At 49.0% G+C, this 21,545-nt stretch carries 16 protein-coding genes and 1 riboswitch; of the genes, 5 read left to right on the top strand and 11 right to left on the bottom strand.

Annotation, left to right across the window (positions count from 1 at the left end; genetic code table 11):
- Position 1 precedes the first annotated feature (1 nt).
- The 4 genes from OW491_RS05660 to OW491_RS05645 form a co-directional block, all read right to left on the bottom strand.
- On the bottom strand, positions 2-1,324 hold the full coding sequence (locus OW491_RS05660) for a TRAP transporter large permease subunit (RefSeq protein ID WP_075173259.1): 1,323 nt from the start codon (positions 1,322-1,324) through the stop codon (positions 2-4).
- Positions 1,317-1,901, bottom strand: a complete 585-nt coding sequence (locus OW491_RS05655; RefSeq protein WP_075173258.1) for a TRAP transporter small permease subunit — start codon at positions 1,899-1,901, stop codon at positions 1,317-1,319. Before OW491_RS05655 ends, OW491_RS05660 begins: the two co-directional genes overlap by 8 nt.
- 112 nt (positions 1,902-2,013) lie before the next feature.
- Positions 2,014-3,027, bottom strand: a complete 1,014-nt coding sequence (locus OW491_RS05650) for a TRAP transporter substrate-binding protein (protein WP_290035058.1) — start codon at positions 3,025-3,027, stop codon at positions 2,014-2,016.
- Between the two features lie 305 nt (positions 3,028-3,332).
- Positions 3,333-4,676: a DASS family sodium-coupled anion symporter gene (locus OW491_RS05645; protein WP_075173256.1), complete on the bottom strand. Its 1,344-nt coding sequence runs from the start codon at positions 4,674-4,676 to the stop codon at positions 3,333-3,335.
- 202 nt (positions 4,677-4,878) lie between these two features.
- Between OW491_RS05645 and OW491_RS05640 the strand changes: the two genes are divergently transcribed.
- The 4 genes from OW491_RS05640 to OW491_RS05625 all read left to right on the top strand — a co-directional run bounded on the left by OW491_RS05640 (position 4,879) and on the right by OW491_RS05625 (position 11,323).
- The gene (locus OW491_RS05640; protein WP_290035057.1) at positions 4,879-5,826 is read left to right on the top strand and encodes a 2-hydroxyacid dehydrogenase; all 948 of its coding nucleotides are present in this window, start codon (positions 4,879-4,881) and stop codon (positions 5,824-5,826) included.
- Between the two features lie 73 nt (positions 5,827-5,899).
- Positions 5,900-6,096: riboswitch (cobalamin riboswitch) on the top strand.
- 118 nt (positions 6,097-6,214) lie between these two features.
- Positions 6,215-10,576 carry a cobaltochelatase subunit CobN gene (locus OW491_RS05635; RefSeq protein WP_290035056.1) on the top strand — a complete coding sequence of 1,454 codons (4,362 nt, stop codon included), beginning with the start codon at positions 6,215-6,217 and terminating at the stop codon, positions 10,574-10,576.
- Positions 10,577-10,580: 4 nt separating this feature from the next.
- The gene (locus OW491_RS05630; RefSeq protein WP_075173254.1) at positions 10,581-11,024 is read left to right on the top strand and encodes a MotA/TolQ/ExbB proton channel family protein; all 444 of its coding nucleotides are present in this window, start codon (positions 10,581-10,583) and stop codon (positions 11,022-11,024) included.
- Positions 11,021-11,323: a DUF2149 domain-containing protein gene (locus OW491_RS05625; protein ID WP_290035055.1), complete on the top strand. Its 303-nt coding sequence runs from the start codon at positions 11,021-11,023 to the stop codon at positions 11,321-11,323. The genes OW491_RS05630 and OW491_RS05625 overlap by 4 nt, the downstream gene beginning before the upstream one ends.
- 3 nt (positions 11,324-11,326) lie before the next feature.
- Here the strand turns inward: OW491_RS05625 and OW491_RS05620 are convergent, their stop codons facing one another.
- Together OW491_RS05620 and OW491_RS05615 are read right to left on the bottom strand one after the other, a co-directional pair.
- The gene (locus OW491_RS05620; protein ID WP_290035054.1) at positions 11,327-12,079 is read right to left on the bottom strand and encodes a sulfite exporter TauE/SafE family protein; all 753 of its coding nucleotides are present in this window, start codon (positions 12,077-12,079) and stop codon (positions 11,327-11,329) included.
- Positions 12,080-12,487: 408 nt separating this feature from the next.
- Entirely contained in the window at positions 12,488-13,615 is a 1,128-nt protein-coding gene (locus tag OW491_RS05615) for a hybrid-cluster NAD(P)-dependent oxidoreductase (RefSeq protein ID WP_178969834.1), read from the bottom strand.
- A 321-nt stretch (positions 13,616-13,936) separates the two neighbouring features.
- Here OW491_RS05615 and OW491_RS05610 point away from each other — a divergent pair, with 321 nt between their 5' ends.
- Positions 13,937-15,214, top strand: a complete 1,278-nt coding sequence (locus tag OW491_RS05610) for an aromatic ring-hydroxylating dioxygenase subunit alpha (protein WP_075173249.1) — start codon at positions 13,937-13,939, stop codon at positions 15,212-15,214.
- A 117-nt stretch (positions 15,215-15,331) separates the two neighbouring features.
- Here OW491_RS05610 and OW491_RS05605 read toward each other — a convergent pair whose 3' ends face one another.
- The 5 genes from OW491_RS05605 to OW491_RS05585 all read right to left on the bottom strand — a co-directional run bounded on the left by OW491_RS05605 (position 15,332) and on the right by OW491_RS05585 (position 21,534).
- Positions 15,332-15,568, bottom strand: a complete 237-nt coding sequence (locus OW491_RS05605; protein WP_290035053.1) for a hypothetical protein — start codon at positions 15,566-15,568, stop codon at positions 15,332-15,334.
- Between the two features lie 71 nt (positions 15,569-15,639).
- Complete coding sequence (locus tag OW491_RS05600; protein WP_290035052.1) at positions 15,640-17,238, bottom strand: BCCT family transporter; 1,599 nt, start codon at positions 17,236-17,238, stop codon at positions 15,640-15,642.
- Between the two features lie 174 nt (positions 17,239-17,412).
- The gene (locus OW491_RS05595; RefSeq protein ID WP_290035051.1) at positions 17,413-18,282 is read right to left on the bottom strand and encodes an electron transfer flavoprotein subunit beta; all 870 of its coding nucleotides are present in this window, start codon (positions 18,280-18,282) and stop codon (positions 17,413-17,415) included.
- The gene (locus tag OW491_RS05590) at positions 18,272-19,612 is read right to left on the bottom strand and encodes an electron transfer flavoprotein subunit alpha/FixB family protein (protein WP_290035050.1); all 1,341 of its coding nucleotides are present in this window, start codon (positions 19,610-19,612) and stop codon (positions 18,272-18,274) included. Before OW491_RS05590 ends, OW491_RS05595 begins: the two co-directional genes overlap by 11 nt.
- Positions 19,609-21,534 carry a (Fe-S)-binding protein gene (locus OW491_RS05585; RefSeq protein ID WP_215151315.1) on the bottom strand — a complete coding sequence of 642 codons (1,926 nt, stop codon included), beginning with the start codon at positions 21,532-21,534 and terminating at the stop codon, positions 19,609-19,611. The genes OW491_RS05590 and OW491_RS05585 overlap by 4 nt, the downstream gene beginning before the upstream one ends.
- Positions 21,535-21,545: the final 11 nt, after the last annotated feature.

Here is a 21,545-nt window from a genome sequence, read left to right as displayed (position 1 = left end):
CTTATTTCCACCACAAAGACAGTTGCGGAAAGGCGATAACCAGCGCAAGCACTATGATCTGCAACGCAATGAACGGTAGCAGGGCAGAGAATATCTCACCCAAGCTGATATCTTTGGGAGCCACCGACTTAAGGTAAAACGCCGCTGGGCCAAATGGAGGTGATAAAAAAGACACCTGCATGTTCAAGCAAAACACCACACCAAACCAGATAGGGTCTAAGCCGAGGCCGACAATAATGGGTACAAAGATAGGCATAGTGAGTAACGCAACACCCACCCAATCAAGGAACATGCCCAAAATCAGCAAAATCACCATCATGATCAATACGGTGCCCATAACATGACCGTTACTCAGCGACAGAATGACGCTTTCGACAAAGTCGATGCCGCCCATCAAGTTGTATACGCCGACTAGTGCGCTAGCACCGATACCAATCCACATGATCATACCGCAGGTTTGCATAGTCGATTTGGCGCTATCTTTGAGCATCTGGACATTAAGTTCGCCACGAATCAGCGCGCTGAGCATAATGCCAACAACACCCAGTGCCGAGGCTTCGGTGACTGACGCGACACCGGTGTAAATGCTGCCCAGAACGATGGCGACCGTTAGACCTGGGAAAAATAGCGCTTTGAAGTAATTCGTTTGTTTGGCGTCATCTTCTTTTTGCATTTCATCCGACGGTAGCGGCGCTAAAGAAGGGTCCATCCAGCAACGGATTAGTACGTAAGCGACATAAAATAGCGCGAGGATAGCTGCCGGTAAAAAAGCCGCTTTAAACAAGTCACCTATCGACACGCTGGCGGTCATGCCGTAGATAATCAACACAATGCTCGGAGGCATCATAGTACCAAGCGCACCACCGGCACAGGTTGTACCAATAGCGAGCTTGCGGTTATAGCCTAAACGCAACATTTGCGGTAAGGCTAAAATACCTAAAAGAACGGTTTCTCCGCCGATGACACCGGACATAGACGCTAGAATTACAGCAACGACTAAGGTTTGAACGGCTACGCCTCCGCGTATTTTACGCGCGGCCTTCTTCATGGCGTCGAATAAATCAACAGCGATACCTGAGCGATCGAGCAGGGCTGCCATGAGAACAAACATGGGCACGGCCAAGAAAACATACCCGTTGACAAAGCTATACATGCGGCTGGTCACGAGCGGTAGAGCATCAACGCCAAACCAACCAAGAGTAAAAATTAACGCCACTAGCCCTGTTACAAAGGCTAATTGCATGCCAGTAAGCAGCAAGCCAATCAATAGGACCAGCATCGCTAAACTGCCTAAGCCGATACCGAGAGAAGATAAATCAAACATGATGACGGCCTCGATGTGTTAATGCTTTGAGCCGAGAGACTTCGTTAATAAGGTGCAATAAAAACTGAATAAACATAACGCAAACAACGACCAGAATGACGGCCTTTAACAGGGAAGGAAATGCAGGGTCCCATGCCGATCCTGATGTCTCAAGGCGGATATCGCCAAAGGGTGTTACCCAGCTGCTGTATGTGATTTCCCAAGCGCCGTAGACCAGCATGCCGGTGAAAGCCAGGCCTGCAAGGTGGTGGAAAATGTTTAGATAATGGCGCGTACGTTCGGAAACTTGGTCGTATATAAGCACAACGCGTACGTGTTTATTATTAGCTAGAGCATATGCTCCGCCTACAACAAATAATGACCCGCCAATAAACGAAGCGCTTTCATGCACCCACATAGTGGGGGCGTTGAAGATGTAACGCATCACAATTTCATAGAATGAAATGGCAACAGTAAAGATAAACAATAGGCTAAGTAGGTTACCAATACGAAGGATAAGGCGGTCAAGAAGGTTTCTGCCTTGTTCATCGTCGGGCGAGTGATCGGGCGTGCCACCCAGATGATCTGTCGATTGCATAAAAACTCCAACAAAACAGAGCTAGGCCTGTTTATCTAGGCTGGTTAGTCGAGGTAAGGAGGAAGACGTTTATGGGCCTAAGAAGACCCATAAACCGTACTAGTAACGCAAATTAAAGCAGGCCATTCTCTTTCAGGTATGTAGAGATGGAGTTGTAGACTTTTTCAGCGTTAGGAGACTTTTGTGCATAAATTTCCCACTGAGACTGGGCGATAGCACGGAATTTTTTACGCTCTTGTGCTGACCAGTCGTGAATGGTGATTTCAGAATTAGCTTGTGCTTCTTTTACCGCTAGCTGGTCGGCTATACGCAATTGGGTTGTAATATCTTGTGCAAAATCGCGTACCGACATGGTTAAAATTTCTTGAAGATCCGCTGGCAATTTATCCCATTTCTTTTGGCTAACCGAAATATCGATCAATGGCAAAGAATGGAAACCGGGCTGTACTGGGTGAGTTGCTACATCGTTCATGCCGGCTTTTTGGTTTGTTGAGAATACCGTGTAGTCGGCGGCATCAATAACGCCTTTGCTTAATCCAGTAAATACTTCGGAGCCTGGTAAGTTAACCGGAGACGCACCCGCTGCAGCAAAGACTTGTTGTACTAAGCCCTCTGGTGCCCGCAGTTTGAGGCCTTTTAAATCTTCTACACCGTTCAAAGGCACTTTAGAAACAAACGACTCAACGCCGGTTGTTGAGCCGCCGACAAATTTAACGCCATAGGGTGCGTAAAGGTCAGTCATTACTTGGTAGCCACCGCCATAGTTAATGTACTGTAGTAGCTGAGATGTATCTGACCAGGCGCCAACTGTATTACCAATAAGACCAAACGCTGGGTCTTTACCTGAGAAGTAACCCGTCGCTGTTACGTGACCATCGAGTATGCCCATCTTAATCGCGTCTAATGTTTCAGTGTGTTTAACTACACTGCCTACAGGGAGTAGTTCAATATCAAGGCGCCCACCAGACAGCGCTTCTACGCGATCAGCCCACTCTTGTTGAACTTGATAGTTTTTATCACCTGATGGATCAGATGACTGAATTTTAAAGGTAAAGTCAGCCGCCTGTGCGGTTACAGAAACCAAGCCCGCCAAGGCTGTTGTTAGAAGCGCTTTTGAGAAATTCATTAAATCAGTTCCTATGTTTATTTTTTTCGGGACTTTTAGTCAGCGACCGGAAGTGTATCCGAGCACTACCGCGTAACGCCTTGATGCGATGCTAGTCAGGATCGTGTTAAAGCTATGTTACCGGTAACAATGTAAATGTTACTGGTAACTTTGGCGCATAACAAGCCTTTTATACGTCTAAATAGGTTAGTTGGCTAATTTTTGAACACGCCGAAAAGGCGAGTTTTCATGCAAGTTATTGAAAAAAAAGGGGCATGCTTTAAAAAAGCAAACCCCTTCACAGGCGTAAAAGAATAACTGGTTGCTTACCAGAATAAGTAAGCAAAAGCGGTGATAACACAAATACAAATGATGTTTAGCACCATGCCTACGCGCATCATTTCGCTCTGCTTAATATAGCCAAGACCAAAGACAATGGCGTTAGGTGGCGTGGCTACCGGAAGCATGAAGGCACACGAAGCAGAAATCGCAATAATGGCTGATAAGATCACAGGAGAAATCCCCATGCTATCGGCGATCGCTGCGAAAACCGGAATGAGGATAGCGGCACTCGCTGTGTTACTGGCAAATTCTGTCAACATCACAACGAAAGCCGTAATAGTCAGTAATGATACTAAAATACCGGCATGGTCTAGCAAGTGAGACAAGCTTTGCGCAAGAAACTCACTTGCGCCTGTCGCTTTAAGAACGCCACTTAAGCAAATGCCCCCACCGAATAAGATGAGCACGCCCCAGTCAGTACTTTTCTCAATGGTTTTCCATTCAACAACACGTGATGCACACAGCAAGATGATGGCGGATATGGCAATAACAGTATCAAGGCTTGCAATACCACCCAGTGCTTTATTGAGAGGGCCGCTAAATATCCAGCTGAGTACAGCCAACCCAAAAATGATAATGGTTAGAATGCGGCTGCGGGTCCATTCGATGTTGGTCGATTGTTGCTCAAAACGGTAACTGAGGTTTGGTTTTGTTAACAAGTATAAGATGGCGACGGCCATCGGAAGTAGGATCAACGTAATAGGTAGGCCTAGTTGCATCCACTGTGAAAAGTTTAATTTAGCTTCGGCGGCGGCTATTGCGTTGGGAGGGCTACCAACAATAGTGGCAATACCTCCAATGCTGGCGCAGTATGCAATGCCCAGCAGAATAAAAAGAAAAGTAGGGCGGTCTTTTTCCCCATCCAGTTTGTTCATTATCCCTAACACTAAGGGCAGCATCATAGCGGTGGTTGCTGTATTACTGATCCACATTGATAGGCCTGCAGTAACGGCAAAAAGCATCAACACAGCGACACTCATCCGACCTTTTGCGATAGCGACCACTTTATTAGCAATAGCTTTGTCTAGCTCTTGATGATGCAGAGCGGCGGCTAATGCAAAGCCTCCCAAAAACAAAAAGATGATGGGGTTAGCAAAGCTAACTAGAGCTTCAGAGGCTTTAAAAACGCCAGTCGCTATGGCCAGCAAAGGTACTAATAACGCTGTAACGCTCACATGCAATGCTTCGGTTAACCAGAGAATGGCCACAAAAACTAAAATGCTGAGTCCTTTAACAACATTAGCCTCAAATGGCAGTGTGTTAAGGAGAATTACGAACAGGGCAATGTCGGCTAATAGAATTAGCAAATGTCGCGAATTAATTGTCATAGGGATTCCGGCTCAGGAAAGAAGTGTCTGTAATTTGTGCTGTGCATTATACATTCCAATCTGACCGTAAGAATAACAATTGGTTTAGGTGAACAGTCTTTTTCCCAAAGTGATTAAGGCGGTGAGAGCTTGTTCTTTTATGTATGATGTATTACTTTTTATTTGTCTATGCCTTAATCACAACTGCGTTAGGAAGCCTCTCATGAAATCGATCCATGTATTGTTAGTTTGGCCGAACCGTCCAGAGCAAATGGCAATGCTAGATGACGCATATCATCTCCATCGCTATGACTTGGCTAGCGAGGAGGGCAGGGTAAGCATGCTGGATGAATTTGGTGATCAAATACGTGCGGTGGTAACCACGCATGGCGGTGGGCTTGAAAAGTCATTAATTGATCGTTTGCCCAATCTAGAAATTGTGGCTTGCAGTAGTGTTGGTCTAGATACTTTATGTGTTGATGAGTGCAAAGCTCGTGGCATTCAGGTAACCAATACACCGAATGTGCTGACTGATGATGTAGCCGATATGGCATTGCTACTTCTGCTCGCTACCGTTAGGCGTTTAGTGCCCGGTATTCATTGGGTGCACAGTGGAGATTGGGTCAATAAAGGCATGATGCCGCTGAACACTTCCGTTTATGGTAAAACCGTTGGGATAGTAGGGTTAGGGCGTATTGGTAAAGCCATCGCGCATCGTGCTCAAGCCTTTGGTATGAAGGTTTGCTATTACGGACGTCGTCAATCCCCCGATGTGGATTACACCTATTACGATACTATTGAGGCGCTCGCGCATGATGTCGACATTCTCATGCCTGCCATTCCTGGCGGAGAGAGCACCGAAGGTTTGATTAGCAAGCCAGTACTGAAAGCGCTGGGGCCTCAAGGCTACTTCATTAACATCGCCCGCGGGAGTGTGGTCGATGAAAACGCATTGGTTGAACTACTCTGCGCTGGTCAGCTAGCGGGAGCGGGCTTGGATGTGTTTGCAGACGAACCGCATGTGCCCGAGGCTCTGCTTGCGTTAGATAATGTCGTTTTACAACCTCACTGCTCCAGTGGAACTTATGAAACACGTGGTCGTATGGCGCAATTGGTTGTGGATAACTTAGCCGCACACTTTGCAGGCAAGGCCCTTATAACGCCGGTTTGAGTCATTTGTAGTGGTTCGTAAAAGCATGAGACCTGAGGCTAGGGTGATTCAAAAGCCCTATCTACCTGTGCTATCGTTGCACCGCTTTGCAGGTCTCTTGCGTAAAGAGCATCAAAAAGGAATTCGTTTAAACGAAGCTGTCCCCGCAACTGTATACGGGTAGCGATTCATCACAGCATTGGCTGATGATCACTGAGGTTTGCCTTGGGAAGGTCGATGAATTGCAATGATCCGTGAGCCAGAATACTTGCCTGCAAGCATAACTATTTCTGATAGCCGGGGCGTGCCATCAAGGAGTGATCTGCGTTACGGCGGTTTATGCATGGCATAAGTTGTTTTTCTGCGTTTGTCTTTCCTCACCTCGGTTATCACTGGATCGGGGTGTGTCGTGATCAAGCTGTTTTCATTATGTGTTTTGTTGTGTCTTACTTTACCGGCTTATGCCGCGTCCTTATTGGCGATTACGTCGGCGGCTAATGTGCCTGAGCTGGTGTCGGGGGCGCATCGATTTTTAAAAGCGCAGCCGAGTGATCAAGTAATTATCCGTTCGACTGATCAGTGGAAACAATTGTCTCGCCATGAGCAAGCCTCATTATTATCTAACGCGGATATCGTGTTTGCCGCAGGCGTGTTTGGAGAGCCTGTTGCTCGGCTTCAGGCCGCGTTGGATGCGGGTGAGATGCGTTCATTTGTTGCACTACATAGTGATCGCTCCTTGGTGCTGCAATCCCATATTATGGGCCGACGCTTATTAAACAATGATGCAGATTTAGATGCGTTAATGGGGCACCCCAGTTTGGATCAAAGCCCAATGGAGTGGATGACTCAGCACGTAGCAAAACATCGCAATGCTCAAGAATGGCTGCAGGCACGGCTTTTTTGGTTAGGGCGTGATAGCTATAACATGGAAGGGCTGTTTTATCACTTATCGCATTTAGCGACGCAGAAGCAGGTAGATGAAGCAACACGTTTTCTACCTCATTTAATCTCACCGATTCGATTAGTGTATCAAGGCGAAACGACCGACTATCGCACGTTTGATATGAGTGTAAAGCCGCGTTGGGTCGTGGTAATGGATTATGAAACAGGTGATCGTCAAGGGGATAAATCGGTTAATGAGGCAATGTGTACCGCCATCGAGCAGCGTGATTCAAGTCTAGGGTGCTTATCTCTGTTGGCCAGCTGGGGAGACGCGAGTGTGGCCGCACTAGAATGGTTGACCGAGCACGACTCGTCCTTGGCTGCCATTATTAGTTTGCAGAGTTTTGTGATGGGCGGTAGTACAGGACGGGAGCAAGCCTCTCAACTTTTATCTCAATTGAATGTGCCTGTTATTGCCGCGCTGCGCTTAAATGATATGAGCGAACAGGCATGGCGCTTATCAGAGGAAGGCTTGCCGTGGGACTCGGTGCATTACCGAGTAGCTATGCCTGAGTTACAAGGGATTGGGCAGTCCATTATAGTGGCGGCGAAAGGTGCCGAGAGGGTTGATCAGCAAACAGGTGCTGCACTGGCAGTGATAACGCCCATTAAGGGGCAGATTGATATCCTAGCCCAACGGGTTGAGCGTTGGAGTCATTTGCAACAAACAGCGAATGCCGATAAAAAAATAGCCATTATTTATTACAACCACCCGCCTGGGCGCCATAATATTGGTGCCGATAACCTAAATGTGCCTGAGTCTCTTTTTGGAATACTGTCGTCGCTAAAAGCGGCTGGGTATCAGACCGGTGAATTACCTGAGAATGCGGAGGCGCTGCTTGATCTTCTACAAGAGCAAGGTGTTAATTTACCCGAAGATGGTGAGGCGCTGCGCACCATGGCAACCAAGGTTGCAACGGTATCTCCGGATCAGTACAGCACTTGGTTCTCAAGTTTGCCAGAGTCCCTTCAGAACGAAATGCAGTACGGCCCTCTAGGGTATTTGCACAGCGCGTTTAAGCAAGCACAGCAGCTAGAAAATTCTGAAACCGGACGGCAGATGATGCGTCGGGTGATTAGTGATTTAAAACATGCCGTAGAAGGTGCTGATCATAAGGGGCGCGAGCGGGTGCTAAGCTTGCTGAATCAGTTGGAGGCAATATACGAAACGCCTGAGCTAACGGATAAAGTCTGGCACAGCGCGAAAGAGTACATCGATGCTATTGTTGAGCAACAAATAGAAGGCATTCGCGGTTGGGGCGCGCCACCCGGTAACGTAATGGTGTCTGGTGGTCAGCTTGTGTTACCTGGGCTTCAATTTGGCAATGTCTTTATCGGGCCGCAACCTCCACGAGGGTGGGAGCTTAACGAGGAGCTACTGCATGCTAATCTGTCGTTTCCTCCTCCCCACCAATATCTCGCTTTTTATCAATGGTTGCAGAAAGAGTTTAAAGCTGATGCGCTTGTGCATGTTGGGCGTCACTCTACGTATGAGTTTTTGCCAAGGCATCGCGTTGGCATGAGCCCAGAAGATTACCCTGCCGCTATTGTCGATGACCTTCCCAGTGTATACCCCTACATCGTGGATGGTGTTGGGGAAGGCATACAAGCTAAACGCCGTGGTCAGGCCATTATGGTTGACCATCTAACACCTCCGCTAGATAGCACGGAGCTATACGATCAATTACTGGCGTTACGTCAATTGATTGAAAGTTACGAAGCGGCCCCGGATACGGCTGTTGCCATGCGCCAGCGAGCGATTGCAGAGGTACGTGCGCTGGTGGCTCAACTGCATTTGGAAGATGAGCTGACAGCTAGCATGGCTGGCGAATTAACAGTACGGGGTTTAACTCGCTTTGATGAAGTGGATGACACCTTATTAGTCCATGAGGTAGGGCATTATCTAACCGGGCTGCAAGAATCCTTTATGCCACTGGGTTTGCATCGATTTGGTCAAGCATGGAGCGCTGAAGCTGTGGATACCATGTTGGCTTCGATGGGGCAGCAGTCATCGTTAGCCGATAACGTGCGTACTCAACTAAAGGCTTCGCCTGCGGCGGAAATGAGCGCCTTATTAGCAGGTTTATCCGGTGAATTTATTGAGCCAGGTAAAGGTAATGACCCCATACGAACGCCTGAAGTGCTGCCAACTGGACGTAACTTTTTTGCGCTTGACGGTAGCCTTATTCCCACGAAGTTAGGTTATCAGGTGGGCGTTACCTTAGCGCAAAAAGCGAATCAACAAGAAGGGATAGCTCACATGGATCAAGATGCGGACAGCATCGTACTGTGGGCTTCCGATGTGGTGCGTGATGAGGGCGCACTAATTGCCTTCGGATTGGATCGCTTAGGTATCAAGCCCGTATGGAACAGTCGCGGTATTGTTAAAGGGTTAGCGCGCGTAGATTTAAATACGGCATCTAATAACCCTGATCGATCTCCCCGTATCCGTCACGATATCGTATTCACCACATCAGGCTTGTTTCGTGACTTATACGGTGCGCAAATTATGTGGTTAGAACAAGCGGTGCTGATGGCTCTTGATGCTTCGGCAAACACTATCCGCAGCCAATATCCCGCTCTCGATTATGCCCTCACAACAGCGCTTGCGCCGTTAGGAGACTTACAGCAGCCAGGTGATGATCCGCTATCCCGTAATCGATTGGCGGCACGTTGGGTGCGTGATGCACAAGCAGCCTTAAATCAAGGTATGCCCGTTGAGCAAGCGGCTGTTCAAGCCACCTATCGAATTTTTGGTACGGCTCCCGGTGCTTATGGCGCCGGTATAAATCGGCTGGTTGAGCGCTCGGGAGCATGGCAAGACAGGCAGGAGCTTGCGAGTACTTACTTACTCCGTATGGGCCATGTTTATGGTAGAAACCTGCAGGGGAAAGCCAAACAATCCTTGTTTAAGCAGCGGCTACAAACCGTTGGGCAAACCTACCTTGGCCGTGCCAGTAACCTCTATGGTCTTATTGATAACAACGATGCTTTCGATTACCTCGGAGGTTTGAATTTAGCCGTCGAGACATTCTCAGGGCAGATACCAAAGGGGTTTGTACTGTCCCATGCGGATAGCCAAAATATTCAGGTAGAACCGCTACAAGTGGCTTTGTTGTCTGAGTTACGAGGACGCTTTTTAAACCCTCAATGGATCGAACCGCTGATGCAGGAAGGCTACGCCGGAGCGCGTACTATGGGCAGTGAGTTTATTGAATACCTTTGGGGATGGCAGGTGACTAGCCCTGATTTGATAAAAAGCTGGGCATGGGACGAAGTAAAGCGTGTTTATATTGATGATGGGTTGGAGCTAGAACTGGATACCTTTCTATCGCAAGGTCAAAACGCGCACGTTAAGTCCAATATGTTGGCTGTTATGTTGGTAGCTGCACACAAAGAGTTTTGGCAAGCCGATCAAGAAACCATAACCCAGTTGGCGAATGAGTTTACCGACCTCGTTTTGGAAAATGGTTTACCTGGCAGCGGGCATACTAGCCCTAGCCATCCCATGTTTGGTTGGTTAGAGAGCTATGTTGAACCGGCTAGCTATCAAAAATTACAGGCATTACTCACAAAAGCACAAACGGAATTAGCGCCTCAAGCGCAGGCTTCCGTTAATATCGCTAGCCGCATCACCGAGGTCGATATCAGTACAACAGAGGCTCAAAAAGGCGCTAAAAATTCACAAACGTCCCAAAAAGAAGACCACATCATTACAGAAAGTGATGCGCTTTATTTTGGCTTATTTGCAGCGACGTTATTAATGTTGTGGGGGTACTGGCGCGGAAGCCGTTCTGGCATGCCCAAACCTACCTCACGGAGGGACTGAGGTTATGATGAGTTCGTATTCCATTGGGCTAATGCATCAACTGGTTGCTTTACTTTTAGAGCCCGTTATATGGGGATTACTGGCTTTGACGGCCTTGGCCGTGGTTGAGCTAGGAATGTTACCTGCCGAGCGTTATAAGGGTATTCCTCGTTTTATCAAACAAAAAAACGCAGAGAGCTTAGAGGTGATAGCGATCAAGCGTATAGAACGCAGCGACTTTATTGCCCGCATAGCGCCTATGCTAGGTCTAATGGGAACGCTTATTCCGCTGGGGCCGGGGTTATCAGCTTTGGGTAACGGGGAGCTGGATATACTGACTACCGCGATGAGTGTTGCTTTTGATACCACAGTGCTCGGCTTGTTGGTGGGTGTGGTGGGCTTTGTGATCGGGCGGCTTAGACGTCGCTGGTATGATCAAGCCCTTACACAGTTGGAAGCACGGTCATGAGCCGACGCTGGAACCGTGGTCGCTTTGATCAAGGCGATAATGAACCGTTGGGCCCCATGTCTAATTTAGTTGATCTGATGTTAGTGTTTGCTTGTGGGCTTATCGCTGCCCTCATCGCGTTGAGCGATCAATTGCAGGCGCATTTTAACCCGCAGGATAAAACGCAACAAACGATAACATCCGGTAAAGAACTGCCCAACTTACCCTCAGGTAGCGCCAATGGCGCCGCCGGTTATGAGTCGGTCGGGCAGGTGTATCGTGATCCAAAAACGGGCCAACTGATTTTGATTGGGGAGTGATGCTTACCACAACTCAACCGCCTGCCAAATCAACCTCAAAGCCATGAGCGTTAGTATCCAGTTCAGTATCAGACTGAAGTGTTTGTCTTGAACGCGTTTTAGCACTCGTAAGCCTATATATGTGCCGATGGCACCGCTGATGATCATAGCGATTAATAGCGGTAGCCATGCGGTAATATTGATACCGGCTTCCTCAAATACAGCGATTTTAAGAACGTGTTGTAATGACATAGCCGCTGCAAAGGTCGCGACAGTTTTAAAACGGTCACTGTAGATTTGCTTCAGAAAAGCACCGACTAACGGCCCCGTAGCACCCACAAATAGTGAGATAAATGTTGTTACACCACCCGCGAACACCGTACCCCAAGAGCCAAGTATGAGCTTAGGGAGTTTCGGCCCCCAGCAGAGGTAGAGAATAAAGCTGGCGATGGTCAGGTACATAACGGCGGGGGGTAATGCTACCAATACATAATGCCCGATAAACGCGCCTACTAAGGCACCGGGTAAAAAGCGTGCAATTAACCCCCAGTCGATATGGCGCCAGCTCATGGTCGCGCGGCCTGCGTTTGAACCCAGTTGAACCACTCCATGCAGCGGAATGATCAACTGCGGTGGTAATACTTGCGCCATGGTTCCGAGCAGAATAATGCCGCCGCCAGCACCTAAACAGGCCGTTAGAAAAGACGTAAAGCCTGCGACAAAGATGAGGACAGTCGCAATAAAAGGGGAAAGGCCGTTAAATAAAAATTCAGACATGGGTATTTAAGTATCCAGTAAATGACTCGTAGCATACCTACTTCTTTCATTATTGGTGGCTTTTCAGTGTAAAGAAACCTAAATTTTTATGTTGGCGATAGTCTTATAACCTGACATATGTCTGAATTTGGATGTGTCTGTAAAAGCAGCTAGAGCGATGAAAGGGCGTCATGCTGCTTATGATTTGGAATTTCAAGAAATAATGGGGCAAAAATAAAATGAGATACTTTGCGTTATTAATTGGTTTGGCAATAGTTATCTCTGGTTGCTCTTCTGTGGTGTATCAAAAAACAGAGCTTTATCAGGCATATAACGACTACAGAACAGAGACGAATCGGGACAATGTCATTGCTTTGGCGCCTACGTTTTTTGCTCCAAAGTTGTTAGGCTTATAGTCCCGCCACACCTTTAAAACTCCACCACAACATTCCCTTTTGGTGCCGAGCAGCACGAGAGTATATAACCGTCTTCGACATCGTCTTCTGTGATGCCGCCGTTATGAGTCATATCAACATCGCCTTCTAGCACTTTGACTTTACAGGTGCCGCAGATGCCCATACCGCAGGCTTTAGGAATATGGAGGCCAAGCTTGGCTGCGGCAGCGTGTACCGTTTCGCCCGGGGCAATTTGGACGCTTTTCCCGCTGTCGGCAAAGCTAACAGATAGCAGTTCGCTGGCGGGCATGGCGTCGGCGTCTTCCTGAGCTTGTTCTGCCGACTGAATCGCGTCTTCTTCGATGGTTTCGGGGGTCGCGCCGAAGGACTCTTCATGGTAGCGGCGCATGTCAAAACCAGCGTCTTCAAGCATTTTTTTAACGGCTTTCATGTAAGGCGTTGGGCCACAACAGAAGACCTCGCGCTCTAAGAAGTCGGGTGCGATCAGTTGCAATAAAGCCAGTGTCAAAAAGCCACGATACCCCGACCATGGTTGTCCTGATTCGAAGCGTTCGCAGATGGTGTGCACACGGAAATTTTCGATTCGTGAGGACATGGTATCCAGCTCGCGTCGATAGATGATATCGCGAGGTGTCCGGGCGCTGTGAACAAAAACCGCATCGGCATTGGTGTTGGTGTCATAAGACCAGCGCGCCATTGACATAACAGGCGTGATGCCGACACCTCCGGATAAGTAGAGGACTTTATCCGCCGGGAAGTCGATGCTGTTAAATTGCCCAACGGGGCCGTGAACAGCGAGCTCCATACCTTCGCTCATGGTGTCGTGTAACCAGTTAGAGACTTGCCCGCCTGGGACGCGTTTAACGGTAATTGAGAAACTATAGGGTACGGAGGGAGAGCTAGAAATGGTATACGAGCGGAAAACCGCCTCACCCTGTATTTCTAGCTCTAAGGTGACAAACTGGCCCGGCTTAAAAAAGAACATGACGGGCTGCTCGGCCATGAAACAGTAAGTTTTTACATCCCACGTTTCATTAATCACTTTGACACAACGCACTTTATGGCGGCCATTACTCCAGGTTTGTGTGGTAACCGGGATAAAAGTGTCGGCTGTGGCTGTAGCAGCGTTCGTGTCTGTCATGGCGTTGTCTCGCACGTCTGTGGGGTCGGTTGTTTTTCCGAATAAGCCGCCATTGTCTGACCAAGTATCTCTCAGCATTTAGTTGTTTACGACAAAGACTTATCTAGGATGACCACTAGCAAGGCTAGAGTCATTAAGTACGTCTGTTTCAGCATGGTTCGTGTCGTGAACAGGTAACTACTGAAAGGCGTTGCAGCGCAGGATTAGCGGAACACAAATCCTTACAGCGGGCAGGGTCTCCATGAGCCAACTGGCAAGCTTGTGCGGTGTTTAACTGTTAGCGATTGCGTGTCGCTTATTATCGAAAAAAGGAGTGGCCGCATGAGCCCGATAGACTTACTTAACACGACCTGCTCTGATCTTGAGCAAGCGAAAGCCAAAACTACTGCGCTGTTGACAGAGCGCCAGGCGGGTTATTCGCTGTCGCAGCCTTTGTATAACGATCCGCATATGTTCCGTATTGATATGGAGGAAGTTTTCGAGCGCGAATGGTTGTTTATGGGGATGAGTAGCGAGATCCCCAAACGTGGTGATTATATCACTGTCGAAGTAGGCCAAAACCCAGTACTCATTGTGCGCGACGCCAATGGTGATATTAACGCCTTCCATAATACCTGTCGGCATCGTGGTTCTCGCTTATGCTCAAAAGAACGAGGCAAAGTGGCTAACCTTGTGTGTCCGTATCACACTTGGACATACGACCTAAAAGGCAATTTATTGTTTGCAGGCACAGAGATGGGCGACGGCTTTGATATGAAAGAACATGGCTTGCGTTCTGCCCATTGCCGCGTTGCCGGAGGTTTTATTTTTGTCTGTTTAGCAAAGCATCCACCGGAATCTGATTTTGATGAGTTTTTGGCGACGTTAGATGAATATATGGAGCCATATGATGTTGACAATACCAAGTTAGCCGTTGAATCCACCTTGATTGAAAAGGCTAATTGGAAGTTAGTGTTAGAGAATAATCGGGAGTGCTATCACTGCGAAGGCAGCCATCCGGAATTGCTAAATACCTTGCTAGAATGGGACGACACAGAAGACCCGCGCGCGCCGCAAGACTTTTTAGATCACTATGCAGAACAAGCTGCCCAATGGGATGCCGAGAACATTCCGCACAAGCACAAGAGCTTTGGTTTGCGTAACCGTATTGTCCGCATGCCGCTTAAAAAAGGCACTAACGTGATGACGATGGATGGCCAGTCTGCCTGTAAGCAATTACTGGGTCGGATTAAAAATCATCAACTGGGATCGATGCGTATTTTGCACTTACCTAACTCTTGGAATCACATGCAAAGTGATCACTTTATCGTATTCCGTGTTTTACCTATCTCCGCACAAGAGACCATGGTGACGACTAAGTGGTTTGTTCACAAAGATGCCGTAGAGGGCGTGGATTATGATGTTGATCGCTTACGTCATGTGTGGGATGCGACTAATGATCAAGACCGGGTATTAGCCGAAGAAAACCAGCGCGGCATTAACTCGCGCGCCTACACGCCAGGGCCTTATTCCACCACGTACGAGTTTGGTGTGATTAACTTTGTCGATTGGTATAGCAATAGTGTATTGGCAAATCTAGCGACATCATCGCTGAAATAAAGGTGTAAAAGAGTGGTGAGACAAGGGGCATATGCCCCTTTTCTTTTCTTGATTGCCTGAACGTTAATACAAATTATCGTATTTTTGAGCGGCGAAAAACTCTCAACGGTATGATTATTATGCCGTGAGTGTAGACCATTGGGTAAGGTAAGCACGTACCTCTGGCAACACGAGCGAGGCTTTCTCTTCAAGGCTGTGGATAAGTTGAATTAATGATGCTTTCTGTTGCGGGTGTTCGGCTAACCAGGCTTGCATGCGGGGGGTGTCGTCGCTAAACATTATGTCTGATTCGATATGGCTTTCCTTAAAGGCGTTACGAATATCTTCCATGTCGACTAAGTCTGCAATCATCATTGCATGGGTCCTCCATTTCGTTGACATAGCTGCCATACGTCGATGGCAGCTATGTTGGTTGGCCATGAGGATTAATAGAGATGAACGTCTTGTTTCAGGCCTCGGTAAAGACTAAAACACATCACAATCAACACAACCGTAAAAGGTAGACCGGTGGTTATCGCGCCTGCTTGTAAAGCGGTTAAGGCTTCAGAGCCTCCGCCGACTAGCAGTGTGCCTGCAATTATGCCGACTAACGTGGCCCAAAATAGCCGCTGAGGCATAGGCGCATCTGTTTTACCGCCAGCAGTAATGCTATCAATCACCAACGAGCCAGAATCGGCTGAGGTAATGAAAAACACCATCACAAGCACGATACCCATAAACGACAGCAATGAGGTTAGCGGTAAGTTATCGAACATTTGGAACATGGCCAGTGACACGTCACCGATACCGTTTGCCAGCTCGCCAATACCGTTACTGGCTTGTTCAATAGCAGTGCCGCCCATCACGCCCATCCAGAACACAGTGACTAGTGTTGGGATTAGCAATACCGCAATGAGAAACTCGCGCACGGTTCTACCACGAGAGACTCTTGCAATGAACATGCCTACAAATGGTGACCAGCTGACCCACCATGCCCAATAGAAAACCGTCCAACCGTGGAACCAAGTCGTATCTTCGCGGCCAACCCAGTTAGAAAGCGGGATAATATCGGTCACATAGTTAGTTAGCACTGTACCCATCGCGCCAAAAATAGCTAACGTAGGCCCAACGACGATAATAATAGCGATCATACTGGCAGCTAGTAACATATTGATATTGCTTAGTATTTTGACACCGCCTTCTAGCCCGCGGGAAACAGATACGAGTGCGATTGCTGTCACGATAACAATAACGCCTAACTGGGTGCTAATGCTGTTATCGATACCGAACAGATAGTTAAGGCCGCCAGCCGCTTGTTGTGCGCCTAAGCCCAGCGAGGTCGCTAGGCCAAAGATAGTGGCGAGTACGGCAAGAATATCAATGATATGACCTGCAACGCCCCAGCAGCGCTCACCTAGCAGAGGGTAAAAAGCCGAGCGAATGGTCAGCGGTAAGCCTTTGTTATAACTAAAAAACGCTAGTGATAGCGCAACAACACCGTATATCGCCCATGGATGCAACCCCCAGTGGTACATGGTAGCGCCCAAAGCGACATCGGCCCCTGAAGGCGTGCGTGCAGTCGCGTTTAATGGTGTGCCGTACCAGTCTGTGTAATAGGCTACGGGCTCGGCGACACTCCAAAACATTAATCCAATGCCCATACCTGCAGCAAACAGCATGGCAAACCACGAAAGACGTGAAAAGTCCGGTTTGGCCGTTGCACCACCGAGGCGCACTTTACCGACAGGCAGTAGGATTAATGCAATACAGAAAAGCACAAACACATTGCAGCCAATCATGAATAGCCAGTCAAAGTTTTCAATCGACCAGCCGCGAGCATTAGTTAAGCCTGTTTTGGCTTCGCTAGGGAAGAGCAGGGTAGCTACAATAAAGAGTAAAATAAGCCCAGCGCTAATACCGAAAACGGGGTTGTGGATATCAAATCCAATGATTTTTACATTGTCTTGACCGACCTTGTAGTCGGTATCATATTGCGCATGATAGGCGGCATCATCCTGACCTATCGCATGAGTTTCACCTGACATCGCATTTCCTCGCAGTTATTAATAAAGATGAGTTACACATCACTTTTCATACTACAAACTCTGTTCGGTGCAGGTATTCTGCTAGCGACAGCTAACGGGGTATTAGGGAAGGAAAAACGACATCAAAGCCCGCCCTAGAGCAGGCTTTGTAGAGTGGCGCTACATACGCAATTGTTAGTTAGGTTGCTTATTAGCTGTGCTTATCGCTTTTTCTGATAATAAATAGTCGATCAGCATGTGTGCCATATTGTCGGGAGACTCCTCTGCGATGACTCGCCCGCCTTGTTGCTCGGGCTTGGCGGTAGCGGCCTTGAAGCGGTCAGCAGCTGTTTTCGCTTTGACCGTTTTCATCCGTTTAGGACGAGGCTTGGCAGGCGTTATAGTCCAGCTCAACCGAACGGTATCAGCTGTCTCCTTAACAGGCACACTGGTGAAGCTAGCGCGTTGACCCGGACCAAAAGCGCTCTGGCGAGGTGCGGCGGCGGCCATGTCGACCGTGATCACACAGGGGAGGGTTACCATCACTTTTCGCCGCTGGCCACGGGGTAAGGCTTGTAGGCATTCGACCTGACCCTGATTGACGGAGATGATTTCAGCCACGCTATTTATGATAGGCATGTTCAGTGTGTTTGCTAAGAGGTAGGGAAGCATGCCAGAAGACTCGCCGGATTCAGCGCGCCTACCGGCCAAGACAATATCCGCGCGAGTCGTTTGCAAGTAATCGATCAGTGAGGGTAAAGGATCGTTTTGTGTAGGTTGTTCCAGAATTGTGAGATGCGGTAGGCCCATACCTGCATATTGTTTTAGGGCTGGGGTGTCGGTGCTCCCACAGTGCACAACATCTAAGGTGTGGGCAGAGTGCTGGGGTGTGGCAGGTGTGTGGATGAGCCGTAAACCTTGTTCGACGGCGCGCGCGTCAAGTTCGGCACGTCGTTGACGGCCTGAAGTGGGGTGCATGCCGACTGAAACCAAAGCAACCACATTTAACCCTTGGCTAACAGCAGCTCCTGTCTGAACAGTGAGGGGGGATTTATTAAGCGGCATGTTCGTTGGCCTCGTTGTTGATCGGCTTAAGCGCATTGAGCAGCGCCTCTAGAAAGACTTGGCTGTCGATAATAAAGCTAAGATCAGCCCGTTTGACCATGTCGCAATTCGGATCTGTATTCACGGCAATAACTTTACGGCACTGTCCAATGCCTTGCATATGTTGGATTGCACCGGAAATACCGACGGCTAAATACACATCGGCCGTGACCCAAGTGCCCGTTGCTCCGACTTGGCGATGACGAGGCATAAACCCATCATCCACAGCTACACGGCTTGCTCCCTCCGTAGCTCCGAGGGCTTTAGCGGCCTGATGGAATAGCTTCCATTGGCGAATACCGTTACCGCCTGAAAAAATAAAAGGGGCTTCAGCTAAGGGAATCGCATTGGGGTCCACATTCATTAAGCCTAGGCTGGTGATATGTTGAGGCTTGAGGGAAGAGCCCGAGTCTTGGATATGTGAATCAAGCAGCGGCTGTATAGGTAGTTCGATGACCTCGTGTCGTGTTTCATCCACCGGTAAATGACACTCGGCACTGAGCATTAATAGACGAGGCGTTTCACGTTGATAATCTTGTGTTGATCCATTGATGCGGCCGATCACTTGTTTGGCATTGGCTTGGTACACTTGTGTTGCGGGACGCTCTCCCAGCGCTGCCGCTAACCGGCAGCCGGTATCAAAGCCGCCATGTGTGCTATCAGGTAGTAACCAATGCAAGGGGTTAAGTTGAGAGTCAACAGCGCAGAGGACAGATAAGCAAGCTTCGGGGTTATAGTCGCCGTTAAAAAGTTGGCGGTACATGGAAGCCGTTGGCTCCACCTGGGTATCGCACATGTGAATAAGTCGATCTACACCCGCCGTATCTAAATCGGTGGCGTTGATGTCCCCAAAAGCAATAGCGACTACCGCGCCAACTTGGTTACGGGCTTGGCTTATTTCGTCGACCAGTGCTTGTGCTTGACCGAGTATATCTTTGTCATGCGCACTCAGGTAACCACCACTAAAGTCAGGAACAACCGCAATGTAAAAGGCGGGATCAACTATATTGATTAACGGCAATGGTATGTCTGTTGTCACCGGCGCCCGTCGCAGAGAGAGGGGTTGGGATGAGTTTCCGGCCATACGATCAATACGTTTTATGCCATGCGGCCCAATAAAGCCGACTTGGTGAGGATTTTTTCGAATAAGACCGCTGGGTCCGCGCTGTTCGGTTAGCTTTGGGTGTATCACTTGTCCATGCAATGGATGCAGCCTGTTGCGCTGAATCCATTCTTGGCGAGGGTCTCTTCGATATAAACCATGGGGGTTGTGGGTATCGGTCTCGTTCATGCAGCCTCCCCTTTCGGCGACGTTAGTGCAGGCATCGAGATGGCGTCGGCTACTAATTCAGCAATATCCTTAACTTCTGCTCGGGGTTCAACCACCCCTTCCAGCATAGCGGTGCATTGTTGGCAGCCAACGGCGACTAATTCTGCTCCGGTTTCGGTGATATCGGCCATGCGCATATCGGCGATACGGCGTTCGCCGGGGATGTCGGTAATGGGGGCTCCGCCACCGCCACCACAACAGCGGGATCGAAAACCTGAGCGCTCCATTTCAATAAGCTGGATACCCATGGCGCTTAATAGCTCACGGGGAGAGTCGTACTCGCCGTTGTAGCGGCCAAGGTAACAAGGGTCATGATAAGTCACAGTCCCGCCTTTGAAGGCTGATAGTGTGATTTTGCCTTGCTGCACTAACTGATTGATAAAGGTGGTGTGGTGCATCACGGTGTAATCCACCGAGGCATCGAGTTCTGGATACTCGTTTTTCAAGCAGTGGAAGGCGTGTGGGTCGGTCGTGACGATAGTTTTAAAACGGTATTGCTTGAGCGTGGCAATATTGCGTTTGGCTAACGTTTGGAAGGTCGCTTCATCGCCCAAGCGTCGCGCCACATCGCCGCTGTCGCGCTCTTCATTACCGAGTACGGCAAAATCGACATGAGCGGCTTTGAGTACACTAACAAAGGATCGCAAAATACGCTGGCTGCGCATATCAAAGGCGCCATCGCTCACCCAAAAGAGCACATCGGCTTCTTTTACATCACTCATCAATGATAGGTCTTGGTCAGCTGCCCAGTTCATGCGATTGCCGGGGTTTAAACCGTTGGGGTTGTCCGTCGCGATGAGGTTGTCGAGTACTTCGGCGCCTTTGTTGGGTGTGTTGCCGCGCTCCAATGTGAGGTAGCGACGCATATCGACGATGGCATCCACATGCTCAATCATCATGGGGCACTCTTCGACACAAGCGCGACAGGTCGTGCATGACCAGAGGGTTTCGGCACTGAGAACACCATCAACAATTGGCTGATGAACGCCACCTTTGGCCGAACCAACGTCTATGCCAGGGTAAGGGCTACCGGCGTATTGCTCATCCGTGCCACCGGCAAAAGCAACCACCATATCTTGGATCAGCTTCTTGGGGTTAAGTGGTTGTCCGGCGGCATAAGCAGGGCACATGGCCTCGCAGCGGCCGCATTGCACGCAGGCATCAAATCCTAGCAACTGGTTCCATTTAAAATCGCTAGCGCTTTCTACCCCCAGTTTAGAGGCCGTGAGGTCGATGGCTTTAAGTCCCGTTGAGCGCCCGCCGCCAAAGCGTTCCGCGCGGCGATGCCAAGCTAGGTGTAATGCACCCGCAAAGGCATGTTTCATCGGGCCGCCCCAGCCCATGCCAAACAGCATTTCACCCAAGCCCCACATAATGCCGAGGGTAAGCACGAGAGCCAGTACCCAACCGCCTGTTTGTGCTGGTAAAACACCCGCAACGGGCAAGGTGACGATAAAGAAGCTCGCTGCAAACGCCATCAAACTCTTGGGTAACCGCATCCATGCACCTTTAGAGAGGCGTGAGGGAGGGGTGATGCGTCGCGCTGCCACAAAGAGTGCACCTGCGAACATGACGCTCGTAGCGGCAAGCAGCGCCCACCCAAGAAGCTGATTATGCACACCCAACAAATGTACCGCCATAATAAGCAGTATCGACAATACGAAACCGCCTGCGGTGGCAACGTGGGTGTTCGACATCTTCTTATCGCGGCCAACGATATGATGGAGATCCACTAAATAACGACGTGGCATTGAGAGCAAACCGCCCATTAAATCTACGGACGAGGCTTGCCCCGTGCGCCAAAGCAAAGCACGGCGAACCATGCCTACAACCGCCAAGACAAGTGCGGCCAGTAACAATAAGGGCAACAGCGTATCAAGGATCATAAGAAGTC

The sequence above is a fragment of the Neptunomonas sp. CHC150 genome (assembly GCF_030397555.1).
Lineage (GTDB): Bacteria > Pseudomonadota > Gammaproteobacteria > Pseudomonadales > Balneatricaceae > Neptunomonas > Neptunomonas phycophila.
Note: the sequence above shows the minus strand (reverse complement) of the source record. Positions and strands in the feature narration are given on the sequence as shown.

Bases quoted from the DNA above. Each gene is read 5' to 3' on its own strand.
- OW491_RS05620 (WP_290035054.1), bottom strand. From the start codon at position 12,079: ATGTCTGAATTTTTATTTAACGGCCTTTCCCCTTTTATTGCGACTGTC.
- OW491_RS05645 (WP_075173256.1), bottom strand. From the start codon at position 4,676: ATGACAATTAATTCGCGACATTTGCTAATTCTATTAGCCGACATTGCC.
- OW491_RS05655 (WP_075173258.1), bottom strand. From the start codon at position 1,901: ATGCAATCGACAGATCATCTGGGTGGCACGCCCGATCACTCGCCCGAC.
- OW491_RS05600 (WP_290035052.1), bottom strand. From the start codon at position 17,238: ATGTCAGGTGAAACTCATGCGATAGGTCAGGATGATGCCGCCTATCAT.
- OW491_RS05605 (WP_290035053.1), bottom strand. From the start codon at position 15,568: ATGATGATTGCAGACTTAGTCGACATGGAAGATATTCGTAACGCCTTT.
- OW491_RS05590 (WP_290035050.1), bottom strand. From the start codon at position 19,612: ATGAACGAGACCGATACCCACAACCCCCATGGTTTATATCGAAGAGAC.
- OW491_RS05610 (WP_075173249.1), top strand. From the start codon at position 13,937: ATGAGCCCGATAGACTTACTTAACACGACCTGCTCTGATCTTGAGCAA.
- OW491_RS05615 (WP_178969834.1), bottom strand. From the start codon at position 13,615: ATGACAGACACGAACGCTGCTACAGCCACAGCCGACACTTTTATCCCG.
- OW491_RS05640 (WP_290035057.1), top strand. From the start codon at position 4,879: ATGAAATCGATCCATGTATTGTTAGTTTGGCCGAACCGTCCAGAGCAA.
- OW491_RS05630 (WP_075173254.1), top strand. From the start codon at position 10,581: ATGATGAGTTCGTATTCCATTGGGCTAATGCATCAACTGGTTGCTTTA.
- OW491_RS05595 (WP_290035051.1), bottom strand. From the start codon at position 18,282: ATGCCGCTTAATAAATCCCCCCTCACTGTTCAGACAGGAGCTGCTGTT.
- OW491_RS05650 (WP_290035058.1), bottom strand. From the start codon at position 3,027: ATGAATTTCTCAAAAGCGCTTCTAACAACAGCCTTGGCGGGCTTGGTT.
- OW491_RS05625 (WP_290035055.1), top strand. From the start codon at position 11,021: ATGAGCCGACGCTGGAACCGTGGTCGCTTTGATCAAGGCGATAATGAA.
- OW491_RS05660 (WP_075173259.1), bottom strand. From the start codon at position 1,324: ATGTTTGATTTATCTTCTCTCGGTATCGGCTTAGGCAGTTTAGCGATG.